16 protein-coding genes and 1 pseudogene are annotated in these 23,596 nt (G+C 53.3%); 5 read left to right on the plus strand and 12 right to left on the minus strand.

Annotation, left to right across the window (positions count from 1 at the left end):
* Nucleotides 1–274: 274 nt before the first annotated feature.
* Nucleotides 275–1,774: a glycerol-3-phosphate dehydrogenase gene (gene glpD, locus NXT09_RS15845; protein ID WP_010277863.1), complete on the plus strand. Its 1,500-nt coding sequence runs from the start codon at nucleotides 275–277 to the stop codon at nucleotides 1,772–1,774.
* Nucleotides 1,775–1,863: 89 nt separating this feature from the next.
* On the opposite strand, the pseudogene NXT09_RS22605 reads toward glpD, so the two are convergent.
* The 6 genes and pseudogenes from NXT09_RS22605 to glgB form a co-directional block, all read right to left on the minus strand.
* Nucleotides 1,864–1,947, minus strand: a pseudogene (locus tag NXT09_RS22605) (glycogen/starch/alpha-glucan phosphorylase); the annotation flags it as partial.
* Between the two features lie 609 nt (nucleotides 1,948–2,556).
* A complete protein-coding gene (glgP, locus tag NXT09_RS15850; protein ID WP_205552158.1) occupies nucleotides 2,557–5,004 on the minus strand; it encodes a glycogen phosphorylase in 2,448 nt (815 codons plus the stop codon).
* Between the two features lie 75 nt (nucleotides 5,005–5,079).
* A complete protein-coding gene (glgA, locus tag NXT09_RS15855; RefSeq protein WP_205552160.1) occupies nucleotides 5,080–6,519 on the minus strand; it encodes a glycogen synthase GlgA in 1,440 nt (479 codons plus the stop codon).
* 28 nt (nucleotides 6,520–6,547) lie between these two features.
* The gene (gene glgC, locus NXT09_RS15860) at nucleotides 6,548–7,825 is read right to left on the minus strand and encodes a glucose-1-phosphate adenylyltransferase (protein WP_039498123.1); all 1,278 of its coding nucleotides are present in this window, start codon (nucleotides 7,823–7,825) and stop codon (nucleotides 6,548–6,550) included.
* Nucleotides 7,826–7,860: 35 nt separating this feature from the next.
* Nucleotides 7,861–9,837: a glycogen debranching protein GlgX gene (glgX, locus tag NXT09_RS15865; RefSeq protein WP_268580310.1), complete on the minus strand. Its 1,977-nt coding sequence runs from the start codon at nucleotides 9,835–9,837 to the stop codon at nucleotides 7,861–7,863.
* A complete protein-coding gene (glgB, locus tag NXT09_RS15870; RefSeq protein WP_268580312.1) occupies nucleotides 9,838–12,015 on the minus strand; it encodes a 1,4-alpha-glucan branching enzyme in 2,178 nt (725 codons plus the stop codon).
* Between the two features lie 387 nt (nucleotides 12,016–12,402).
* Here glgB and NXT09_RS15875 point away from each other — a divergent pair, with 387 nt between their 5' ends.
* On the plus strand, nucleotides 12,403–14,121 hold the full coding sequence (locus NXT09_RS15875; RefSeq protein ID WP_205552166.1) for a sensor histidine kinase: 1,719 nt from the start codon (nucleotides 12,403–12,405) through the stop codon (nucleotides 14,119–14,121).
* A gap of 72 nt (nucleotides 14,122–14,193) precedes the next feature.
* On the opposite strand, the gene NXT09_RS15880 is transcribed toward NXT09_RS15875, so the two are convergent.
* The 3 genes from NXT09_RS15880 to asd form a co-directional block, all read right to left on the minus strand.
* On the minus strand, nucleotides 14,194–15,462 hold the full coding sequence (locus NXT09_RS15880; protein WP_268580314.1) for a type II toxin-antitoxin system HipA family toxin: 1,269 nt from the start codon (nucleotides 15,460–15,462) through the stop codon (nucleotides 14,194–14,196).
* Nucleotides 15,452–15,772, minus strand: a complete 321-nt coding sequence (locus NXT09_RS15885; protein ID WP_205552169.1) for a helix-turn-helix domain-containing protein — start codon at nucleotides 15,770–15,772, stop codon at nucleotides 15,452–15,454. The genes NXT09_RS15880 and NXT09_RS15885 overlap by 11 nt, the downstream gene beginning before the upstream one ends.
* 269 nt (nucleotides 15,773–16,041) lie before the next feature.
* A complete protein-coding gene (asd, locus tag NXT09_RS15890; protein ID WP_039277647.1) occupies nucleotides 16,042–17,145 on the minus strand; it encodes an aspartate-semialdehyde dehydrogenase in 1,104 nt (367 codons plus the stop codon).
* Between the two features lie 297 nt (nucleotides 17,146–17,442).
* On the opposite strand from asd, the gene NXT09_RS15895 reads away from it, so the two are divergent.
* Entirely contained in the window at nucleotides 17,443–18,036 is a 594-nt protein-coding gene (locus NXT09_RS15895; RefSeq protein WP_010277887.1) for a YhgN family NAAT transporter, read from the plus strand.
* A 374-nt stretch (nucleotides 18,037–18,410) separates the two neighbouring features.
* Here the strand turns inward: NXT09_RS15895 and NXT09_RS15900 are convergent, their stop codons facing one another.
* Nucleotides 18,411–19,787, minus strand: coding sequence for a GntP family permease (locus NXT09_RS15900; protein WP_268580319.1), 1,377 nt, complete (start codon nucleotides 19,785–19,787; stop codon nucleotides 18,411–18,413).
* 158 nt (nucleotides 19,788–19,945) lie between these two features.
* On the opposite strand from NXT09_RS15900, the gene NXT09_RS15905 reads away from it, so the two are divergent.
* Nucleotides 19,946–20,458 (plus strand): gluconokinase, encoded by a 513-nt coding sequence (locus NXT09_RS15905; protein WP_205552173.1) that lies wholly within the window; start codon nucleotides 19,946–19,948, stop codon nucleotides 20,456–20,458.
* A 9-nt stretch (nucleotides 20,459–20,467) separates the two neighbouring features.
* Here the strand turns inward: NXT09_RS15905 and gntR are convergent, their stop codons facing one another.
* Together gntR and NXT09_RS15915 are read right to left on the minus strand one after the other, a co-directional pair.
* Nucleotides 20,468–21,463, minus strand: a complete 996-nt coding sequence (gene gntR, locus NXT09_RS15910) for a gluconate operon transcriptional repressor GntR (protein WP_205552175.1) — start codon at nucleotides 21,461–21,463, stop codon at nucleotides 20,468–20,470.
* Nucleotides 21,464–21,624: 161 nt separating this feature from the next.
* The gene (locus NXT09_RS15915) at nucleotides 21,625–22,320 is read right to left on the minus strand and encodes a pirin family protein (RefSeq protein WP_268580322.1); all 696 of its coding nucleotides are present in this window, start codon (nucleotides 22,318–22,320) and stop codon (nucleotides 21,625–21,627) included.
* Between the two features lie 331 nt (nucleotides 22,321–22,651).
* Here NXT09_RS15915 and bla point away from each other — a divergent pair, with 331 nt between their 5' ends.
* Nucleotides 22,652–23,506 carry a class A beta-lactamase gene (bla, locus tag NXT09_RS15920; RefSeq protein ID WP_240346492.1) on the plus strand — a complete coding sequence of 285 codons (855 nt, stop codon included), beginning with the start codon at nucleotides 22,652–22,654 and terminating at the stop codon, nucleotides 23,504–23,506.
* The last annotated feature ends 90 nt before the right edge of the window (nucleotides 23,507–23,596 follow it).

A 23,596-nucleotide genomic window follows, 5' to 3' on the forward strand; every position in this document is an offset into this window, starting at 1 on the left:
AGGCGTCATTGTAACCCGCCTTCAACGGCATAAAACCCATCTGATTATAAGGTTATTTATAAAAACAGTGCTTCACTAGTGTGGAGAGTAACGACAAAACAGCACAATTCCAGCCGAATATCCCTTCTTTTAATGTGACAACTATCATCATATTGTTAGGTTCGTCACGCATAAATGTTTTTATTTGGTTAACCATTGGCTGGTTTGTTTGTTTTCGATTATCATAATGCTCGAAAACGAACATTTTGATTTATTCGAGGGTGGAGGAAGAAACGTGGAAACCAAAGATCTAATCGTTATCGGCGGCGGAATTAACGGTGCAGGCATCGCCGCAGATGCGGCTGGGCGAGGGTTATCAGTCCTGTTGTTGGAAGCGCAGGATCTTGCCTGTGCCACGTCCTCCGCCAGTTCCAAACTGATTCACGGTGGCCTGCGCTACCTTGAGCACTATGAGTTTCGTTTGGTCAGCGAAGCGCTGTCTGAGCGCGAAACGCTGCTGAAAATGGCCCCGCACATTATTTTCCCCATGCGCTTTCGTTTGCCCCATCAGCCGCACCTGCGTCCGGCCTGGATGATTCGTATCGGCCTGTTCATGTATGACAACATCGGCAAACGCGTCAGCCTGCCTGCCAGTAAAGGCCTGAAATTCGGCGCAGATTCTGTACTTAAGCCTGAATTGAAGCAGGGCTTTGAATATTCTGACTGCTGGGTGGACGATGCGCGTCTGGTGGTGTTAAACGCGCAGGAAGTGACAAAACGCGGCGGAGAAGTCCGTACCCGCACCAAAGTGACCCGCGCTCGCCGTGAACAAGGCGTATGGATTGTGGATGCCGTTGATTCACTGACCGGCGAAACCTTCACCTGGCGTGCCAAAGGTCTGGTGAACGCCACGGGCCCGTGGGTGAAAGAATTCTTTGATGACGGCCTGCAACTGAAATCGCCTTACGGCATCCGTTTGATCAAAGGCAGCCACATCGTGGTGCCAAAAGTTCATAACCAGCCGCAGGCGTATATTCTGCAAAACAAAGATCACCGTATTGTGTTCGTGATCCCGTGGCAGGATGACTACTCAATCATCGGCACGACCGACGTGGAGTACAAAGGCAATCCGCACGATGTGAAGATCGATGACAACGAAGTCGCCTACCTGCTGGACGTGTATAACGACCATTTCAAACAGCAGCTTACGCGTGACGATATCGTCTGGACTTACTCTGGCGTGCGTCCGCTGTGTGATGACGAGTCCGATTCCCCGCAGGCGATTACCCGTGACTACACGCTGTCAGTCGATGATGATAACGGTCAGGCTCCACTGCTTTCCGTGTTTGGCGGCAAGCTAACGACATACCGTAAGCTGGCAGAGCACGCGCTGGATAAGCTGCACAAATACTACCCGCAAGCGGGTAAAGCCTGGACGAAAGGCGCAGTACTGCCGGGTGGTGATATCGCTGGCACGCGTGATGACTACGCCGCCGCACTGCGTCGCCGCTTCAACCTGCCGGAATCACTGACGCGCCGTTACAGCCGCACCTACGGTTCAAACAGCGAACTGATTCTGGCAAACGTGAAAGGCCTCAGCGACCTGGGTGAAGATTTCGGTCATGACCTGTATGAAGCAGAACTGCGCTATCTGGTCGAAAAAGAATGGGCCGTTATGCTTGATGACGTCATCTGGCGCCGCACCAAACTGGGCATGCGCTTCGATGATGCACAGAAACAACGCATCAGCGACTGGCTGGCAAACCATTACCAGCAGATAGCAAAAGCGGGCTAATCAGCGGTTATCACAAGCGCCTTTTAGTGCAAATACAAAAGCGCCGTAGGTTTTTGCCTACGGCGCTTTTTCATATCATCAACGCGCAATCACAACCGTATCGGTTTAATATTCCAGATATCCTCTGCATATTCGCCGATGGTGCGGTCAGACGAGAAATAGCCCATGTTGGCAGCAGCGCAACGGGGAATATCAAGCACGCCAATGCAGCTTGAAGTTGTCTCAATATATCAGGATGATACAGTATCAATATTGGCTTTAATGTTATGAGTAATACAATTAAGGATGATGATGAACCAGGATACATCGTTAAAAGCAGGTAATAATAGGGTAAAGATAAACAAGTCATCTGTTATTTATATTTTTTTATCACCAACGTTTCTTTGGTGTTTTTTATCATTCTTATATGCTTTTTTTTGCGGTGATCGATATAGTGATACTAATTTTTTTAATAGCTGGGATTTTGCGGCAGGAATTATTATATCCGGTTACATCATACTTGTTGGGATTGTTTCTATTTGCTTACATTTCATAATGAAAAAGTATTTTATGGTCACGATGGCGGGCTTTATTTTTTTATTTATCATTACAGCCATAGATTTGGATTACATAGATTCATTTTTATTTTTTATCATTCTGCTCACTATTCCAATCTTTGGCTCATTGACTTTGAGATATCTGCATAAAAAATACATGCATCATGAGGACTAACGATAATAAACAGGCGCTCATTGAGCGCCTGTTATCTTTTTAAAAATTAACCCTCAAGAGGTCTTCTCTCATCACAACCGTATCGGTTTAATATTCCAGATATCCTCTGCGTATTCGCCGATGGTGCGGTCAGACGAGAAATAACCCATGTTGGCAATATTCTGGACGGCACAGCGTGCCCATTCATCCTTTTTCTCATACAGCTCATCAACCCGATCCTGCGTATCCACATAGCTGCGGTAGTCTGCCAGTAGCTGGTAGTAATCGCCAAAATTCACCAGTGAATCAAACAGGTCGCTGTAGCGTCGGCTGTCATCAGGGCTGAAGACGCCTGTAGTAATTTGTGTCAGTACACGGCGTAGTTCTTCATCCTGATCGTAATACTGTCGCGGGTTGTAGCCGTTCTGACGCAGCGCTTCGACCTGCTCAGCCGTATTGCCAAAGATAAACATGTTCTCTTCGCCAATGTGTTCCAACATTTCGACATTCGCCCCATCCAGCGTGCCAATCGTCAGCGCGCCGTTCAGAGCAAACTTCATATTACTGGTCCCGGATGCTTCCGTCCCCGCCAGCGAGATCTGTTCAGAAAGATCCGCCGCCGGGATGATCAACTGTGCCAAGCTCACGCTGTAGTTCGGGATGAAGACGACTTTCAACCGATCGTGCAGGGTCGGATCGTTGTTGATCACCTTCGCGACGTCGTTGATCAAGTTAATAATGTGCTTCGCCATATAATAGGCGGATGCGGCTTTGCCCGCAAAAATGACGACACGCGGCACACGCTCGACCTCGGGGTCATCCTTAATGCGGTTATAGAGTGTGATAACGTGCAGCACGTTCAGCAGTTGCCGTTTGTATTCGTGAATACGCTTAATCTGCACATCAAACAGCGACTCAGGGTTAACCACAATATTCAGCGTTTCCGCCATATAGGTCGCCAAGCGCACTTTGTTCTTCAGCTTCACCTTACTGATTTTCTGCACAAACGCTGGATAATCGATGTGCTGTTTCAGCTCGCTCAGTTGGCTCAGGTCGGTGCGCCAGGTCTGGCCTATCGTGTCGTCCAGCAGTTTGGAGAGCGATGGGTTGGCGAGCGCCAGCCAACGGCGCGGCGTCACACCGTTAGTTTTATTGCAGAACCGATTAGGGAAGAGGCGGGCGAAATCAGCAAACAGAGACTGCACCATCAGATCCGAGTGTAGCTCCGATACGCCGTTCACCTTATGGCTGGCGACCACGGCCAGCCACGCCATCCGCACCTTACGCCCGTTGTTTTCATCAATGATGGAAACCCGCGCCAACAGATCGTTGTCATCAGGCGCTTCTTTCTGAACGTACTCCAGAAAATGTTCGTTAATTTCGAAAATCAATTGCAGATGGCGCGGCAGGATTTTACCCAGCATATCAACCGGCCAGGTTTCCAGCGCTTCCTGCATCAGCGTGTGGTTGGTGTAGGAGAAGACTTTCCTCACCACCGTCCACGCCTCTATCCATTTAAATTTATGCTCATCGATCAGCAAACGCATCAACTCAGGGATAGCCAGCACCGGATGCGTATCGTTCAAGTGAATGGCGAACTTCTCCGCCAAATTGCTGTACGTTTTATGCATCATCCAGTGGCGATTGAGAATGTCCTGCACCGTGGCGGAAACCAGGAAGTATTCCTGACGCAAACGCAGCTCGCGGCCTGAATAGGTGGAATCATCGGGATACAGCACGCGCGACACGTTTTCCGAGTGGTTTTTATCTTCCACCGCCGCAAAGTAGTCGCCCTGATTAAATTTACCCAGATTGATTTCGTTACTGGCCTGCGCGCCCCACAGACGCAAAGTATTGGTGGCGTCGGTATCAAAACCGGGAATGATTTGGTCGTAGGCACAGGCAATGACTTCTTCCGTTTCCAGCCAGCGCATTTTGCTGCCTTCCTGCTGAATTCGGCCACCGAAGCGCACTTTGTAGCGCGTGCTGTGGCGCGGGAATTCCCACGCATTACCGTATTCCAGCCAGTAGTCCGGCGATTCCGCCTGCCTGCCGTTAACGATATTCTGTTTGAACATACCGTATTCGTAGCGAATACCGTAGCCGCGCCCCGGCAGCGCCATCGTCGCCAGCGAATCCAGGAAACAGGCAGCCAGACGCCCCAGGCCACCGTTCCCTAGACCGGGATCGTTTTCTTCCTGTAGCAGATCGTCCAGTTCCAGTCCCATGCCATCCAGCGCGGCCTTCAGATCGTCATACAATCCCATCGCCAGCAGCGCGTTCGACAGCGTCCGCCCGAGCAAAAATTCCATCGACAGGTAATAGACCTGCCGCACATCCTGCGAAAGCTGTGCCCGATTCGAGCGCAGCCAGCGCTCTACCATCCGGTCACGCACGGCCAGCAGCGTGGCGTTCAGCCAGTCATGTTTATTCGCAATGGAGGGATCTTTCCCCACGCTAAACATGAGCTTGTAAGCAATAGAGTGTTTCAGCGCTTCCACACTGAGCGTTGGTGAAGTATAGATAAACGGCGAGTTCATAATATTCATTCCCAAGTGAGTGTTACCCTACCCTGTCGTTTTCAGATTGCACGAGGATGACGCGCAGCAGGAAAACTAGTGGGTATACAAGCGTTGATAGAGCGCACCATAAGCCTGAGCAGCAACCTGCCAACCAAAATCCATCGCCATCGCCTGACGCTGCACATAGCGCCATAGCGTGGGTCGGGACCACAACACAAACACACGACGAATCGCGCGGGATAGCGATCCCACACTGCAATCGTTAAAGACGAACCCACTTGCCAGCCCATCCGCCAGATTCTCCAGCGAACAGTCCGATACCGTATCCGCCAGCCCGCCGGTTCGGCGCACCAGCGGCAACGTGCCATATTTCAGGCCGTAGAGCTGCGTTAACCCGCAAGGCTCAAATCGGCTCGGCACCATGATGACATCCGCGCCGCCAATAATGCGGTGCGAGAAGGACTCGTGATAGCCAATCTGTACGCCAACCTGGCCATGATATTCCGCCGCAGCCGCCAGAAAGCCCTCCTGTAAATCCGCATCCCCTGCGCCTAGTACCACCAACTGTCCGCCCTGTTCCAGCAGATCCGGCACCGCACTTAGCGCGATATCGAGCCCTTTCTGACTGGTCAGGCGACTGACGATGGCAAAAACCGGGGCCTTGTCGTCCACCTTCAGGCCCATCGCCGTTTGGAGATGCCGCTTGTTTGCGGCTTTGTCCGCTAAAGCATCCCGGGAGTAATGGCTGGTGAGTAAAGGATCGTGCGCCGGATTCCAAATCGTTTCGTCTACGCCATTGAGGATGCCGGACAGCCGTCCTTCTTCTTCCCGCGTTTTCAGCAAGCCTTCCATACCGTAGCCATAAGCCGGCAGCGTAATCTCGTGCGCGTAGGTTGGGCTCACGGTCGTAATATGGTCAGCGTAGTACAACCCCGCCTTGAGATAGGAAATCTGGCCGTAAAACTCCAGCCCGTACACCTGAAAGAACTCGCTCGGCAGTTGGAGATTCGGCATATGCCGGGCATCAAATAGCCCCTGATAGGCCAGATTGTGAACGGTAAAGACCGATTTCGCCGGACGGTTGCGCGCCGCCATATAGGCGCAGGTCAGCCCCGCGTGCCAGTCATGAGCATGCACAACATCAGGTCGCCAATACTGATCCAGCCCGCCTGCCATTTCGCATCCCATCCACCCCAGCAGCGCAAACCGCAGGTAGTTGTCGGCATACGCATAAAGCGCCGGGTCGTGATAAGGGCTGCCCGCGCGTTCATACAGCTCAGGCACGTCAATCAAATAAATACCAACGCCGTTAAAATGGCCGAACAGCAGCGTGACGTGTCCCGCGAAGGTATCCAGCTCACGCACGACCTGTAGGTTGGCGATGCCTTTTTTCAGATCGGGGAAGGCAGGCAGGATGACACGGGCATCCATACCCGCCGCAATCTGCGCGCCGGGCAACGCACCAGCCACATCCGCCAGTCCACCGGTTTTCAATAGTGGAAATAGCTCCGAACAAACATGTAAGACCCGCATTATTACTCCCGTTTTGTTCCGATGGTGTTTACAGCTTTTCCAACATTGATCGCGTGACCAGCACGATCCCCTCTTCTGAACGGTAAAAACGACGGCTATCCTCTTCCGCGTTTTCACCAATCACCATGCCTTCCGGCAAGTGGCAGGCACGATCGATGACACAACGGCGTAAACGGCAGGAGCGCCCCACGTTGACATCCGGCAGGATCACCGTCGAATCGATACTGCAAAACGAATTCACCCGCACGCGCGGGAACAGCACGGAATGCGTGACCACAGAACCGGAGACGATGCAGCCCCCGGATACCAGCGAGTTCATCGTCATGCCATGACTGCCGGAACGGTCCTGAACAAATTTGGCGGGCGGCAGCGATTCAATCGCGGAACGAATCGGCCAGTGCCGATCGTACACATCCAGTTCCGGCGTAACGGACGCCAAATCGAGATTGGCGCGCCAGTAGGCTTCCAGCGTGCCGACATCCCGCCAATACTGGTGTTCATCTTCGCCCGACGTGACGCACGACAGCGTAAAAGGATGCGCCCAGGCCAGACGCTGCGAGACAATCTTCGGAATCAGGTCCTGCCCAAAGTCGTGGGCAGAATCCGTCGCGTTACGATCCGCTTCCAGTAATTGATAAAGATAGTCCGCATTAAAAACATAGATCCCCATGCTCGCGAGCGCCATATCGGGGTTATCCGGCATCGGCGTCGGGTTATCCGGTTTTTCGGCAAAATCGAGGATGCGATGCTGTTTGTCGACGCTCATGACGCCAAAGGCGCTGGCTTCTTCTATCGGCACGGGCAGGCAGGCGACGGTACATTCTGCCCCCTTCTCCACGTGATCAATCAACATACGTGAGTAGTCCATCTTGTAGATGTGATCGCCCGCGAGGATCACTACATACTCCGCACGATAGCGCCGAATAATGTCGAGATTCTGACAAACCGCATCCGCCGTTCCCCGATACCAGTGATCGGTAGAATGGCGCTGCTGCGCAGGAAGCAAATCGACAAATTCGTTCATTTCTGCGTTCAGAAATGACCAGCCGCGCTGAATGTGCTGCACCAGCGTATGCGACTGGTATTGCGTAATCACGCCAATACGGCGGATGCCGGAATTCAGGCAGTTAGAGAGCGCGAAATCAATAATGCGAAATTTGCCGCCAAAATGGACGGCGGGCTTGGCACGCAACGCCGTCAGCCCTTTCAGTCGCGTTCCACGGCCTCCGGCCAAAATTAATGCCACGGATTTCAAAGGGAGCTGTCTTGCCAACATCAGAGGGTCATGCTTGTCGTTATTCACCATGGCTATCTCCTGATTATTCTTTTAATGGCTTGCGCTTAGGCGGTCTGTTTTATCAAGACGCCTACCGCCTGCGCTTGTCCGTGCCAAACTCCACCCTCAGGCGGATTCGTCTCATCAAACGGCGGTGAAACCTGCCAGTGGCCTTCTGGCAAAATGAACGCACCGGCATGCAGGCTGGCGTTAAACAACACGAGCCAACGACCGGAAAGTAAAATCTGTAGCTGATGCTCCCCTTGCTCCCATTGCTGCGGCGTCAAAGGCTGCCCTTCTCGGTTCAGCCACTGCACCGCTCCATCCCCTTCTTGCCACCACGTTTCCTGCTGTAATGCCGGAATCGTGCGGCGTAACTGGATCAATCCGGCGACAAACTCACGCAGTGTGCTATTCGCATTTTCCCAGTGCAGCCAGGTCAATTCGTTGTCCTGACAGTAGGCGTTGTTGTTGCCCTGCTGGCTGTGTCCCAGTTCATCGCCCGCCAGCAGCATTGGCGTTCCCTGCGACAGAATCAGCGTCGTCAGCAGCGCCTTCTGGCTGGCTAGTCGGCGTTGAAGGATGTCGTCATCGGCTTCCAGCCCTTCCGTGCCGTGGTTATTGCTGAAATTGCTACCTGTGCCGTCGCGGTTGCCCTCGCCGTTGGCGTCATTGTGCTTATGGTTGAAACTCACCAGATCGCGCAGCGTAAAGCCGTCATGGGCCGTCAGTTTGTTGATAGAGGCGTAAGGTAGGCGGTCGCGCTGCTGGAAGATGTCGCTGGAGGCAGCAAAACGGCGGGCGAATGCGCCAAGAGAAATGTCACCATGCAGCCAAAAGCGGCGCATATCGTCACGGTAGCGGTCGCTCCACTCAGCAAACGGTGTCGGGAATTGACCGAGCTGATAACCGCCATGCCCGATGTCCCACGGCTCGGCGATCAGCTTGCAGCCCTGTAAGCGGCTATCATTTTTCATGGCAGACAGCAGCGGCGCATCGGCGTGAAAATCCGGGGTACGCCCCAGCACCGTTGCCAGATCGAAGCGGAAACCATCAACGTGGCAGACCTCGCGCCAGAAGCGCAGGCAGTCCATCACCCAATCCATCACCGCCGGATGATTCAGGCGCAGCACATTGCCGCAGCCGGTCCAGTTATGGTATTCGCCGTTTTCAGTCAGCCAGTAGTAGCTACGGTTGTCGATACCGCGCTGGCACAGCGTTGGCCCTTCGACGTCCAGCTCGGCGCTGTGGTTAAACACCACATCCAGAATGACCTCGATACCCGCGTTGTGCAGCGCCTTCACCGCATCGCGAAATTCATTCAGCGCATCGTCACCCGCGGCCAGGCTGTTATCTACGGCAAACGGCAGCAGCACGTTATAGCCCCAGTAATTACGCAGCCCCAGTTGCTGAAGCCGGGGTTCATCGGCATGCTGCTGCACCGGAAGCAGCTCCAGCGCCGTGATGCCCAGCGACGTCAGATAGCCAATCATCACCGGATGGCCTAACGCCGCATAGCTACCGCGAATGTCTTCGGGGATATCGGGATGCAGTTGCGTCAGCCCACGGACATGTGCCTCATAAATCACCGTCTGATTCCAGGGCGTGTGCGGATGCTGGTCATCCTGCCAGTCGTAATCCTCAGCCGTAACGACGCACTTCGCCATGATGCCAGCGCTATCGCGCTCATCACGTTGATCAATCCCGCCTTGCAGGCAAACGTCATCCACCACCCAGCCGTCAAGCTGGCGCGCGCACGGATCCAACAGCAGTTTATGCGGATTGAAGCGCAAACCCTGCGACGGTTCAAACGGCCCATCGACCCGGAAACCGTAGCGTAGCCCCGGCTGTGCATCGGGGAGATAGCCATGCCAGATATCTCCGCTGCGTGCGGTCAGTTCGATGCGCTGTTCCTGCTGACGTTCGTCAAACACGCACAGCTCAACCCGCTCTGCATCTGCCGAAAACAGGGCGAAATTCACGCCCTGTCCATCAAAACTGGCTCCCAGCGGCGTCGGCTTGCCCGTCTGCAATTCTGCCATTTACGTCTCCTTCACCAGATACAGCGTGGCAAGCGGCGGAATGGTCAGAACCAGAGAATGCTGGCGCTGGTGGCTGGCCTGTTCCTCGCTGTAAATCGTCCCGATATTGCCCGCATCGCTACCGTTGTAGTGAACCGAATCCGTGTTGATCGCTTCTCGCCAGCCGCCCGGCTGGTTGATGCCGATCCGATAGCCGTAACGCGGCACTGGCGTGAAGTTGCTGACCACCAGCACTTCATTGCCTTGCTCATCACGCCGGACAAAGGCAAAAACCGAGTTTTCCCGATCATCCACCACCAGCCATTCAAAGCCCTGCGGCTGGAAATCCAGCTGATACAGCGATGGCTGCTGGCGATAGTAGTGGTTGAGATCGCGCACCAGTGTCTGCACGCCGCGGTGCCAGCCTTCCGGTTCATCCAGCAGATGCCAGTCCAGACTGGCGTCGTGGTTCCACTCACGCCCTTGCGCAAATTCGCCGCCCATAAACAGCAGCTTCTTGCCGGGATACGCCCACATAAAGCCGTAATAAGCGCGTAAATTGGCAAATTTCTGCCAGACATCGCCGGGCATGCGATCCAGCAGCGAGTGCTTGCCGTGCACCACTTCATCGTGAGACAGCGGCAGCACGAAATTCTCGCTATAGGCGTACAACATGCCGAATGTCAGCAAATCGTGATGATATTTGCGGTGAACCGGATCGAGCTGCATATAGGCCAGCGTGTCGTGCATCCAGCCCATATTCCACTTGTAGTGAAACCCTAAACCGTTGCAATCCGGCGGCAGCGTGACGCCCGGATAATCGGTGGACTCTTCAGCCAGCGTGATCGCCGCGGGCGCGGCATGACCCAGCATGTGGTTGGTGTAGCGCAGAAACGAGATAGCTTCGAGATTCTCTTTACCGCCGTAATGGTTCGGCACCCACTGCCCTTCGCTGCGGCTGTAGTCGCGGTAAATCATGGAAGCCACGGCGTCGACCCGCAGGCCGTCGATGCCATAGCGCTCCATCCAGAACAGCGCATTGCCCGCCAGATAGTTACGCACTTCATGGCGGCCATAGTTATAAATCAGTGTGTTCCAGTCCTGATGATAGCCTTCGCGCGGATCGGCGTATTCATACAGCGCGGTGCCGTCAAACTGCGCCAAACCGTATTCGTCACCGGGAAAATGCCCCGGCACCCAGTCCAGCAGGACGTTAATGCCCGCGTCATGGAGCGCATCAACAAAGGCTCTGAACTCCGACGCGGTGCCGAAACGGCGCGTTGGCGCATACAGCCCCAGCGGCTGATAGCCCCAGCTACCATCGAACGGATGCTCGTTAATCGGCATCAGCTCCACGTGCGTGAAGCCCATGTACTGCACATAATCAATCAGTTGATTCGCCAATTCCTGATAGCTCAGCCAGAAATTGTTATCCGTATGCCGCCGCCAGGAACCGAGATGAACTTCATAAATGGAGATCGGTGAACGCAGGCCGTTCGCCTCACGCCGGGCATCGCTGGTCGGGACTTTCTCAGGCAGCGGCGTAATCAGCGATGCGGTATCCGGGCGCATCTGCGCTTCAAACGCATACGGATCGGCCTTCAACCGGACGTTCCCGTGGCTGTCGAACATTTCGTATTTGTAGAGCTGTCCCGCTTTCACATCGGGTAGAAACAATTCCCAAATACCGTTTTCCTGTCGCAGCCGCATCGGGTGACGTCGGCCATCCCAGAAGTTGAACTGCCCCACCACTGAAACGCGCTGAGCATTCGGTGCCCAGACGGCAAAGCGCGTGCCTTCAACACCGTCCAGCGTTTCCAGATGTGCGCCTAGCCGCTCGTAAGGCCGCAGGTGCGTGCCTTCAGCCAAAAGCCAAATGTCCATATCCTGCAACAGCGGGCCAAAACGGTAAGGATCTTCAATCACCCAGGTTTCTTCACCCCAGGTCACGGCCAGTTGATAACGGAAGGCATTTTTCCGGCGCGGCACCAGGCCACAAAAAAAACCGCGTTCGTCTACACGATCCAGTTCGACAATTTTTCGTCCATTGCTGGCATCCACAACCCAGACTGCCTGCGCATCCGGCAGCAGTGCACGAACTTCAAGACCTTTGGAGGAATGATGCATACCTAACAGCGAAAACGGGTCGGCATAGTGCCCGGAAATAAGTGAATTAATCGCCTCAGAAAACGCTGACATGGTATCCATCCTCTGATTAACCATTTGAATTAAATAAATAAGTAATATAAAAAACGCATTACGTTGCGCTTATATTCTCCCGTTACTTATTTTTAACAAAAAACCAATAAAAATAACGGGTTATTAGCTTGCTAATGAATAACGGCGACGTGTAAAAATAATGAATACTATGAAAGAGTTCTTGAACCACGCCCCCTAATTCAGCGTAGTCAAAGAACGCAGAAATATCCGAGAACGGATGAAATTTTTCCGTTTATATTTATATGAATAAGTTATGACACGGGATAATTAGCATCTTTTGTTTAAAGATCGATTCGTCCGCGAGCAAAAAGCAGTACAATTTGGCGATTATGTATGTTGCAAATTGTGCGTGAAGAGACCCCGCCCATGGTTAGCCAGGTTGATCTGATTCTTTCCCTTTTACAGCAGATGTGCGTTTATCTGGTTATCGCCTATCTGCTCAGTAAAACACCGCTGTTTATCCCGCTGATGCAGGTCACCATCCGTCTGCCGCACAAGCTGGTCTGCTATCTGGTTTTTTCCGTGTTTTGCATTATGGGAACCTATTTCGGCCTGCATATAGACGATTCTATTGCCAATACCCGCGCAACGGGCGCCGTGCTCGGCGGCATGCTGGGCGGCCCTTCCGTCGGCTTTCTCGTCGGGTTAACGGGCGGATTACACCGCTATTCGATGGGCGGTATGACCGCGCTGGCCTGTATGCTATCGACGATTGCCGAAGGCCTGCTCGGCGGGCTGTTACACCGCTATCTGGCACGCCGCAACCGCATCGATTTGCTGTTTCAACCCCTCGCCGTCGGCCTGACCGCGCTGGTTGCGGAGATACTGCAAATGGCGATTATCCTGCTGGTCGCCCGTCCGTTTGATAATGCCGTTGAATTGGTTCGAGATATCGCCTTACCGATGATGATCACCAACACCATCGGTGCTGCCATGTTCATGCGCATCCTGCTCGACAGACGCGCCATTTTTGAAAAATACACCTCTGCGTTTTCCGCCAAGGCGCTGCAAATCGCCGCCCGCGCCGAAGGGGCGCTGCGTCAGGGATTCAACCCACAAAACAGTATGCGTGTCGCCCGTATTTTGTATGAAGAGTTAGGCGTGGGTGCTGTAGCCATTACCGATCGTGACAAACTGCTAGCCTTCATCGGACTGGGCGACGACCACCACAATGTCGGTGCACCTATCACGTCATCACACACCCGTCGAGCGATAGACAACAATCAGGTGGTGTACGCCGACGGCAACGAGGTGTCTTATACCTGTTCAGTTTCATCACACTGCAAACTCGGCTCCACGCTGGTGATCCCGCTGCGTGGCGAAGATCAGCGCGTTGTCGGCACGATCAAGCTTTATGAGCCCAAGAATAAGCTATTTTCCAGCATTAACCGTACGCTCGGGGAAGGGATCGCGCACCTGCTTTCCGCACAGATTCTGACGGGCCGTTTTGAACAGCAGAAACAGCTGCTGGCCCAGTCGGAAATCAAGCTGCTACACGCGCAGGTCAACCCGCATTTTCTGTTTAACGCGCTCAATACGCTGTCCGCTGTGATACGACGCAACCCCGACCACGCTCGCCAGCTGGTGCTGTCCCTATCGACGTTTTTCCGTAAAAACCTCAAGCGCAGCAACGATGAAGTGTCGCTTAATGACGAGCTGGAGCACGTTAACGCCTATCTCGAAATCGAAAAGGCGCGCTTTGCCGATCACCTGACGGTAGACATTTCGCTGCCGGAAGCGCTGCGTGAGGCACGGTTACCCGCGTTTTCCCTGCAACCGATTGTCGAAAATGCGATTAAGCACGGTATCTCACAGATGATTGAAAGCGGTCATATCCATATCAGCGGACGCCTGCACGCCAACACGCTGGAGCTGTCAGTGGAAGATAACGCCGGCACCTATCAGCCCCGTAGCGGCGGCGATGGGCTAGGCATGAATCTGGTCGACCGCCGCATCAAAGCACGCTACGGCAACCGCTATGGCATCACGGTAGTCAGCGAAGCGGATAAATTCACTCGGGTCGAAGTGCGCGTCCCGCTGATCTCACCCCGTCAGGCATTGAAACAGTTGGATAGCGTGGCGTGATGGGGAGATAAAGGCGTTGCGGATTGAATGTTGCAGATTAAACACAGCATGAATCTGCAACACGCCATAACGTCAACGTTTCTGCAAGCAACGAATATTGTCGTTGATACGATCCTGAATAGTACGGAGCGTATCCTGCGTGATGCATCCAGGGAAGCTATCTGCAGCTCTCTTCGCGAAACTGGCGGCGACCTCGCCGTATTTCTCTATGATGATATCCACCTGTGAGGATGTCAGGTCAGCTTCCTGCACACCGAGTTTATGGAGCGATTTCCGAGAGATTTCTAATGCTTCTCCCATCACGTCCATTTGATGATATCCTCCCGGACCTTCGCAGTAGGTGACATCATAGGCTGGTGCTAGTTGCCACTGACCGGTCGATGACATGATATAAGCGAAATTCTTCGGATGATCGTCCCGGTTATTGAAAATAACGTTAAAGACAACCCGTTCAAAGGCCAGCTCTTTTTCCCTTACATCATTGGTGCATAGCTGAGTTGCGCGCAGAAAATTCGTGTAGTCCAACGAGCCAGGACTCTGGTAGTTTGCCCCAGTGAAAGCAGCCAGACTTTGCATCGGGATACGTAAGCCATTTTGTCGGTCAAATCGCCTGCTGGCAAACGCCGCCTGTCCGTTGGGCAACTCAAAATATTCTGTGTCTGGCGTGTGGATATGACATTCTCGCAGGCATTGCGCATAGACCGCCTCGATAGCACAAACTTCTGGATGTTCCTGTCTTGCCGGAAACTTAAACAGCCAGGCCTCCAGATCCGATACAGCAGATGTCGTAAATGTTTTGGCTCCTGGGTCACGATACAGCAGCGCTTTGGGCCTCGCTCCTTGAGGCGATCCCCCCATCTGCAATAGCCTTTGTAGGAACGCCCCGCCTTCTCCCTCTAGCACTTCCTGAACTTCTGCAGACAGTTGGGCAAGCGGAATATCCTCAACCACCGCAGCGGCTTCAGGCTGGGAAGGTTCGAACGACATCGCTCCCATCGCATTGCTGCCGATATAGGTCAGCCGTTCCAAAGGACCGATACGCGCAGCATTGAGGCCACGGAGCCTGAACAGACGATCCATCAGTAACATGCCCCAACCGTCAGGAAGCGAATCATAGACAGGTCCCGGCAAACCCAGTTGATGTGAGGGAAAGTCTCGGGATAGCTTTGGTCCTTTCAGGGGCAATCTTAAGGACGACAACTCTAGCCCACGACGCATGGCCTCCTCACTGTACTCAAACATAATCAGTGGGCGACCAGTCAGCGCGGTAGAAGAGACCAGCGTTCCCCATTGCCAGCGCTCCCCCCATCCCTCGTAGTACACGTCAACTTTACTCACCATCGTTAGAACTCCTTTTTATACGTTGGCGGGTGGCGTTTTTTTCGTAGCGAAGCAAGTCATCAAGGCTGTCTATTTTTGGCATAAACAGCGTCGCTAGCTCATTGCCTCGTCCAAGAACCATCGCCACTCTGACCACATTCTCAAACCCGACATTACGTCCAGACTCCAGATTGGATACGGTGTTGACGCCAACGCCTGACCGAGCAGCCACGTCTGACTGGGTCATCTGCTGTGATAACCGCTCCTTACGCAGTCGCTCACAGAGCAGTTTGACGATCTCGTCAGACTTACTCATAGATAAATCTATCATATTGTGAGTTATCCCGTATAAACGCACTTAACACCCAATATTATAGATTTATTTACTGTCATTCGACAGCAATGTGGAGTTAATTTCAGCAATAAACGCGATACGGCAATCCCTCAAAACCAAGCTCTGATAGAGATAAAATAAGCGAGTAAAAATTGCCGAAGACGTGACTAACAGAAGGGATTCGATCTTAGAAAGATGGCGCAACACCAACCGATGCTGCGCCAGAAAAGCACGAGAACTATAGCAATATAACTACATCAAGATAACTACAGCAGGATGCGCAGCATACGGCGCAGCGGTTCAGCGGCTCCCCACAGCAGCTGATCGCCGACCGTGAAGGCGGACAAGTATTCCGGCCCCATGTTCAGCTTACGCAGACGACCCACCGGCGTGGAGAGCGTGCCCGTTACCGCAGCAGGCGTCAGCTCACGCATGGTGATATCGCGATCGTTCGGTACCACTTTCACCCAGTCGTTGTGGGTTGCCAGCAGTTGTTCGATTTCCGGCAGCGCCACGTCTTTTTTCAGTTTAATGGTGAACGCCTGGCTGTGGCAGCGCAGTGCGCCGACACGTACACACAGACCGTCAACAGGAATGACGCTGCTGGTGCTAAGAATCTTGTTGGTTTCCGCCTGACCTTTCCACTCTTCACGGCTCTGGCCGTTATCCAGCTGTTTGTCGATCCACGGAATCAGGCTACCTGCCAACGGCACACCGAAGTTATCGGTCGGCAGCGAACCGCTACGGGTCAGCGCTGTCACTTTACGTTCGATATCCAGAATCGCAGAGGCCGGATCCTGTAGCTCTTTCGCCACTTCACCGTGCAACGACCCCATCTGAGCCAGCAGTTCACGCATGTGACGCGCACCGCCGCCAGAAGCTGCCTGATACGTCGCGGCAGAAACCCACTCCACCAGATTGTTCGCAAACAGGCCGCCCAATGACATCAGCATCAGGCTGACGGTGCAGTTACCGCCGGCAAAGGTTTTGATGCCTTTATCCAGACCCTGCTGAATCACACCGTGGTTAACCGGATCCAGAATAATAATCGCGTCATCTTTCATACGCAGCGAGGATGCGGCATCGATCCAGTAACCCTGCCAGCCACTTTCACGCAGCTTTGGGTAAACTTCATTGGTATAATCGCCGCCCTGACAGGTAATGATGATGTCCAGCGCGCGCAGTGCATCGATATTATAAGCATCCTGCAACACGCCTTTATGACCACCCAACGCCGGAGCAGGTTCGCCGTGCTGAGAAGTCGAAAAGAATACCGGGTGAATCACATCAAAGTCGCGTTCTTCCACCATGCGCTGCATGAGAACCGAGCCGACCATACCGCGCCAGCCAATAAAACCAACATTTTTCATGGTAACTGTCCTGCTTTGGGGGTAACAAAAAGAATTCTGGCTAACGTCGATAGCGCTCAGTGATTGCTGACTCGGTGACCTTCCGCAGAGGTCGCGCGCGTCGTGTCGTAAACCTGTAAATAATCGTGTCATTCAACCTTACAAAATGTACATAAAGTCGCAAGTGAATTTATTCGATAGTACGCCCTTTTTCAGCAGTCATTCTAATATCATCAACCTGACGCAGGATAATCACGTTGGTCAGCCCGTAAAGATGACCCAGGTCAGGAAACAAGGTTTCGGGAGTAAAAAACCAAAATGACAGAAATGATCTCCGCAACAGTGCTGCTGTTGCTCATTATGGATCCACTCGGCAATCTGCCGATTTTCATGTCCGTACTCAAACACCTCGACCCCAAACGCCGACGTGTGGTGTTGATCCGTGAAATGCTGATCGCACTCGGACTGATGCTGATTTTCCTGTTCGCCGGTGAACACATTCTGGCGTTCCTGAATCTGCGCACCGAAACCGTGTCGATTTCCGGCGGTATCGTGCTGTTCCTCATCGCGATTCGTATGATTTTCCCTTCGCAGGAAGGCAACAGCAGCGGCCTGCCTGCCGGAGAGGAACCGTTTCTGGTACCCATGGCGATTCCACTGGTAGCGGGGCCGTCAATCCTCGCGGCGCTGATGCTGCTGTCTCACCAGTACCCCAATCAGCTACCTCACCTGACGCTGGCGTTGTTTATCGCCTGGACGATTTCGTTCATCATCCTGCTGATGTCAGATGTGTTCTTGCGTTTGCTTGGTGAGAAGGGCGTGAGTGCGCTGGAGAAATTGATGGGCCTGATTCTGGTGATGCTATCGACGCAGATGTTCCTCGACGGCGTGCGTGCTTATATGAAGTTATAGCCGCTCCGGTGCCCCTTGTATCTTATACATAAATGCGCAAATTATTATGGGGTTGACGTTATCTGGCGTGAAAATTATGCAGCGGTGGGCATGACCACCGAGTGAGCGGCAGGGACGCCGCGAAAGACTGTGCCGCGCCGGGAGCGCGTCACAGTCGGCTCGAAAAGTGGTCATGAACGCCGATGGCACCGCTAGCGGCATAATTTAGCCAAAAGCCAGGGGGTCATGGGGCGAGCGGCGTTTGAGCCGCCCCATGTCGGGCGCGTGCTACGAAGTAGCATGAAAATAACGACATTATCGCGCACGAAACTGTCTCTTAATCGGCATAAAAAATGTGACTAAAAGCCCCTCCATAAGGAGGGGGATTAAACACATCAGAGGAAAATACTCCCCACTAGCGCGATCAGGAACGCGATACTGCCGAGCAGCGTTTCCATCACCGTCCAGGTTTTCAGGGTCGTTTTCTCATCCATTTCGAGGAAACGGCCAACCAGCCAGAAGCCTGAGTCGTTCACATGCGACAGCACGGTCGCCCCGCCCGCAATCGCTACCACGATAAAGCAGAGATCGAACTGGCTGAGACCAGGGGTCGCCGCCACCGCCGGTGCCATCAGCGCCGCCGTGGTCGTCAGTGCTACGGTTGCAGAACCCTGCGCCACACGCAGTGCAGCAGACACCACAAACGCCGCCACAATCACCGGCATACCGGTATCCGCCAGCGCGCCAGACAGCGCATCGCCGATGCCGCTGGAACGCAGAACGCCACCGAACATCCCGCCCGCACCGGTGACCAGAATAATCGAACAAACCGGCCCCAGCGCGCCTTCACAGATCTTCTCAAGGTGTCGACGGCTATGCTGGCCGCTGAACATAATCATGGCGAACAAGACCGTAATCAGCAGCGCAATCGGCGTTTTTCCTAACATACGCAGGAACTGCACCAGACCGCTATCACCGCTGATAACGCCCATTACTGTCAGGGTATTCAACCCGGTATCGAGGAAAATCAGGATCAGAGGCAACAACAGCACCCACATCACCACGCCAAACGCCGGCGGCGTATGCTTCTCATCCGCTTTGACATCGGTCAGGAAGGTAGACGGCAACGGCAAATGGAATTTCTTACCTGCCCACAGGCCGAACAGATAACCGCCCAGATACCAGGTAGGGTAAGCAATCACGGCACCAACCAGTACCAGCAGGCCAATGTTGGCACCCAGCAGTTCACTGGCCGCAACCGGACCGGGATGCGGCGGCAGCAAGGCGTGCATAACAGCAAACGCGCCCGCAGCAGGGAATGCATAGGTCAGCGTTGAGCCGCCAAAACGTTTCGCCACGCTGAAAATAATTGGCAGCATCACGATCAGCCCAGCATCGAAAAAGATCGGGAAGCCGAACAGCAGAGAGGCAAGACCCAGCGCGAAAGGCGCACGTTTCTCACCAAATTTATTGATTAGCGTATCCGCCAGCACATTTGCGCCACCAGTCACTTCCAGCAGGCGACCAATCATTGCCCCCAGACCAACCAGCAAGGCAACAGATGCCAACGTACTGCCGAAACCGCTGAGCAGCGTAGGAACGAGTTTCTCAAAAGGGGTTTTCGTCGCTAGCGCCGTGATCAGGCTCACCAACGTCAACGCCAAAAACGCGTGGACGCGGAAGCGCATAATCAGTACCAGTAACAGCGCGACCGCACCTGCGGCGATGGTTAATAGCACACTGGCGCTATAGGCGGATGTTATTTCTGTCATCGTTAATAATCTCTTTAGGGCACCCGGTCTGGATTGGCTGATTGTTTGTGAGGTGTATCACATCATCATTTGATACCGGTAACATGATACGGGTAACATGTTAAAATCAGGAACTATCAAACACCATTTAATTTACATTTTGAGATAGAGATCAAATTATGTCAGGTCGAAGCATTATTCTGATGGGCGTATCAGGCAGTGGAAAATCCTCAGTTGGCGCTGAACTTGGCCGCGCCATTCAGGCAAAATTTATTGATGGCGACGATCTGCATCCGCGCGCGAATATCCAGAAAATGGCCAGCGGTACGCCGTTGAATGACGACGATCGCGCACCGTGGCTGGAGCGACTCAGCGATGTTGCCTACAGCCTGGCGCACAAAAACGAGACCGGCATCATCGTCTGTTCCGCGCTGAAAAAGCGTTACCGCGACCGCCTGCGCGAAGGCAACGAAAAGATGGTGTTTATCTATTTGAAAGGCAGCTTTGAGCTGGTTCTGGAACGTCATAAAGCCAGAGCAGGCCACTTCATGCCGACAGACCTACTGAAAAGCCAGTTCGATGCGCTGGAAGAACCAGGTAGCGATGAGCCGGATGTCCTGAAAGTCGATATTGACGGCACCCGGGAAGAGGTCGTGCAGCGCTGCGTTGACGCACTACGCGCGGTAGGCTAACACAGCGGCTTAGAGGCTTTCGCCGTCCAGCACGGTAAAGCCGACATCGACCCTATCCTGCGTAACTGGCTCGCCCCGCAGACGAGCCAGCAGTTGTTCGGTGCCGACGCGTCCCATGTGTTCACGCGGCGTCAGTACGCTAGCCAGCTTCGGCACCATCGCCTGACCAATGTCGTGCCCGTGGAAACCGGCTACGCCAATGTCATCCGGCACGCGCAGCCCCTGCCGCTGACATTCGAACATCGCACCGACGGCTAAGTCGTCATTGGTACAAAATACGCTATCGACCTGTGGGTACTCCGCCTGCGTCTGCCGCAGCAGTTCGCCACCGAGCGAATAGGAAGACGCCCGCTCGCTCATCACGCAATAGCTCTTGAGCCCGCTTTCCCACATCGCTTGCTCGTAGCCCTGGCTGCGCATAATCGTACGCTCATCCTGACGCGCACCGAGATAGACGATATGACGATGCCCCAGAGCGACCATACGCAACGTCATCTGCCGGGCAGCTTCAACGTTATCAAACCCGACGGCCATATCCAGACAGGGCGAGACGGAATCCATCAGCTCGACGACCGGAATGCCGGCAACGTCCAGCATCTGGCGCGTTCGCGGCGTGTGGGTACGTTCGGCCAGAATAAGCCCATCGATGTGATACGACAGCAGTGACGTCAGACGCTGTTCTTCTCTGTCAGGATGATAGCCATAGTGCGCCAGCATGGTCTGGTAGCCGTGCGCTTCCGCCGTGCGTTCAATCCCGCGCAAGACTTCGGCGAAAACCTGATTGGTTAATGACGGCAGCAGCACACCAATCGCCCGGCTGGTGGAGCTGGCGAGCATATTCGGCGCGAGGTTGGGGATATAGCCCAGCTCATCCAATGCAATAGCGATCTTTTCCTGCAACGCGGCGGATACCTGAGCAGGATTACGCAAATAACGGCTTACCGTCATTTTGGTAATTCCAACACGGTCAGCAACGTCCTGGAGAACGGGTCTTTTTTTCTTCATCGTCGACTAAAATGCCTGAAAAACAGTAATCTAAGTCTAACAAAAAAAGCATAAAGAAAGTAAAGGCAAAGGGGCAGAATCTGCATGATGACGCCAGGCCGTGACAAATAAAAAGCCCGCGTCCTTTCCTACGTGGGCTTATTCACTTTTCTCACTCGCCGTTATACTGGCGGCAGATCAAACAGCAAGATTTCGCTGTCCTCGCTGGCGTGTACGGAGATCGCCGTTTCGTCCCACACGGCAAACGCATCGCTGGTTTCCGCTTTCTGGCCGTTAATCTCTACCGTACCGCGCACCACCTGAATCCAGACGCGGCGGTCAGCCTGAATCTGATACACCGATTGCTCCTTCGCTTTCAGCGCCCAGCGCCACAGCGTCATGTCCTGAAAGACTTTCAGCGAACCTTCACGCGCATCCGGAGACAGCACCAGCTGACGCCCTTGCTGTACATCAAAGCGCTTCTGCTCGTAGCGCGGCGTCAACCCGGTTTTTTCCGGGATAATCCAGATTTGATACAGGTGCAGCTGTTCATCTTTACTGGCATTGTATTCAGAGTGACGAATACCCGTGCCCGCACTCATAATCTGGAACTCGCCCGCTGGCACCTGCTCTTTATTTCCCATGCTGTCCTGATGTTCAACCGCACCAGATAATACATAGGTCAGAATTTCCATATCTTTATGCGGATGCGTGCCAAAGCCCTGACCGCCTTCGATATAGTCTTCATTAATAACGCGCAGTGCCGAAAACCCCATGAAATCAGGATCGTAATAATCGGCGAATGAGAACGTGTGCCAGCTGTCGAGCCAGCCGTGATTCGCATGTCCGCGATCTTGCGCTTGACGTAAATAGATCATGTTATTTCCTCCCGCGTTTTTGATAAGGAAAGTGTAACGGGCGGCGATAAATAAGATAGCGCAAAAAACTCACCGCTCTGTTCGAAAAATCAGAACGGGGTGAAGGGCAAAAAAGGAAGGCAAAAAATTCATCGCGTGTCAGCCTGAGACCACATGAACGCACAGGAAAAATGGACAATACCCACCCAGACCTGAAATTTGACATTGTCGCCGTTAGCCATTTATTTTGACGGGTGTCTGAATAACGTGATACCGAACACCGAACGTTCTCTACGCTTCCATTCGATTTGTCTTTCACTCCAAAAACTAAAATCCAAGGGAAAGTATTAATATGCAACATTTCCGTATAGCGCTTATTCCTTTCTTCGCTGCATTTTGTTTGCCAGCGTTTGCCCATCCCGACACGCTGGATACCGTAAAAGATGCTGAAAATAAGCTTAAGGCACGGGTGGGTTACACTGAGTTGGATCTCACCAACGGAATGATCTTGGAAGGTTATCGCCCCGAAGAACGTTTTCCAATGATGAGTACTTTTAAAGTACTGCTATGTAGTGCGGTATTATCACGTGTTGACTCTGGGAAAGAACAGCTCGATCGTCGCATACACTTCCATCAAAGTGACCTCGTTACATATTCGCCTGTCACTGAAAAGCATCTTACGGATGGTATGACCGTTGGAGAATTGTGCGATGCGGCTATCACCATGAGCGATAACACCGCGGCTAATTTACTTCTGTCAACCATCGGGGGACCGCAGGAGTTAACCATTTTTTTGCGCAAGACAGGTGATCATGTTACTCGTCTCGACCGTTGGGAAACAGCGTTGAATGAAGCCTTACCGGGTGACGAACGTGACACAACGACGCCTAAAGCGATGGCAGAAACACTGCATAAGCTATTAACTGGAAAGATACTTACTGTCGCCTCTCAGCAGCAATTAATGGACTGGATGGAGGCGGATAAAGTCGCAGGACCACTTTTGCGTTCGGCACTTCCGGCAGGCTGGTTTATTGCGGATAAATCTGGCGCGGGTGAACGTGGTTCTCGCGGAATCATCGCTGCACTGGGACCAGATGGTAAACCTTCCCGTATAGTAATTATCTACTTAACGGGGAGTCAGGCCACCATAGAGGAACGAAATAAGCAGATCGCAGAGATAGGGACTTCACTGATTAAGCACTGGTAACAATCAACGCTGGGTTCTGCTTCCAATGCCCCATCGTTCGGATAAACGTGGGCGTTTTTGCAAGAAGTCGTGATGAGCGGGAAAACCATC

Origin of the sequence: Pectobacterium jejuense (assembly GCF_026800125.1) — a bacterium.
Taxonomy (GTDB): Bacteria; Pseudomonadota; Gammaproteobacteria; order Enterobacterales; family Enterobacteriaceae; genus Pectobacterium; species Pectobacterium jejuense.

Bases quoted from the DNA above. Each gene is read 5' to 3' on its own strand.
- glgC (WP_039498123.1), bottom strand. From the start codon at position 7,825: ATGGTGAATAACGACAAGCATGACCCTCTGATGTTGGCAAGACAGCTC.
- glgX (WP_268580310.1), bottom strand. From the start codon at position 9,837: ATGGCAGAATTGCAGACGGGCAAGCCGACGCCGCTGGGAGCCAGTTTT.
- NXT09_RS15900 (WP_268580319.1), bottom strand. From the start codon at position 19,787: ATGACAGAAATAACATCCGCCTATAGCGCCAGTGTGCTATTAACCATC.
- asd (WP_039277647.1), bottom strand. From the start codon at position 17,145: ATGAAAAATGTTGGTTTTATTGGCTGGCGCGGTATGGTCGGCTCGGTT.
- NXT09_RS15875 (WP_205552166.1), top strand. From the start codon at position 12,403: ATGGTTAGCCAGGTTGATCTGATTCTTTCCCTTTTACAGCAGATGTGC.
- NXT09_RS15880 (WP_268580314.1), bottom strand. From the start codon at position 15,462: ATGGTGAGTAAAGTTGACGTGTACTACGAGGGATGGGGGGAGCGCTGG.
- NXT09_RS15885 (WP_205552169.1), bottom strand. From the start codon at position 15,772: ATGATAGATTTATCTATGAGTAAGTCTGACGAGATCGTCAAACTGCTC.
- gntR (WP_205552175.1), bottom strand. From the start codon at position 21,463: ATGAAGAAAAAAAGACCCGTTCTCCAGGACGTTGCTGACCGTGTTGGA.
- glgB (WP_268580312.1), bottom strand. From the start codon at position 12,015: ATGTCAGCGTTTTCTGAGGCGATTAATTCACTTATTTCCGGGCACTAT.
- NXT09_RS15915 (WP_268580322.1), bottom strand. From the start codon at position 22,320: ATGATCTATTTACGTCAAGCGCAAGATCGCGGACATGCGAATCACGGC.
- NXT09_RS15895 (WP_010277887.1), top strand. From the start codon at position 17,443: ATGACAGAAATGATCTCCGCAACAGTGCTGCTGTTGCTCATTATGGAT.
- glgA (WP_205552160.1), bottom strand. From the start codon at position 6,519: ATGCGGGTCTTACATGTTTGTTCGGAGCTATTTCCACTATTGAAAACC.
- NXT09_RS15905 (WP_205552173.1), top strand. From the start codon at position 19,946: ATGTCAGGTCGAAGCATTATTCTGATGGGCGTATCAGGCAGTGGAAAA.
- glgP (WP_205552158.1), bottom strand. From the start codon at position 5,004: ATGAACTCGCCGTTTATCTATACTTCACCAACGCTCAGTGTGGAAGCG.
- bla (WP_240346492.1), top strand. From the start codon at position 22,652: ATGCAACATTTCCGTATAGCGCTTATTCCTTTCTTCGCTGCATTTTGT.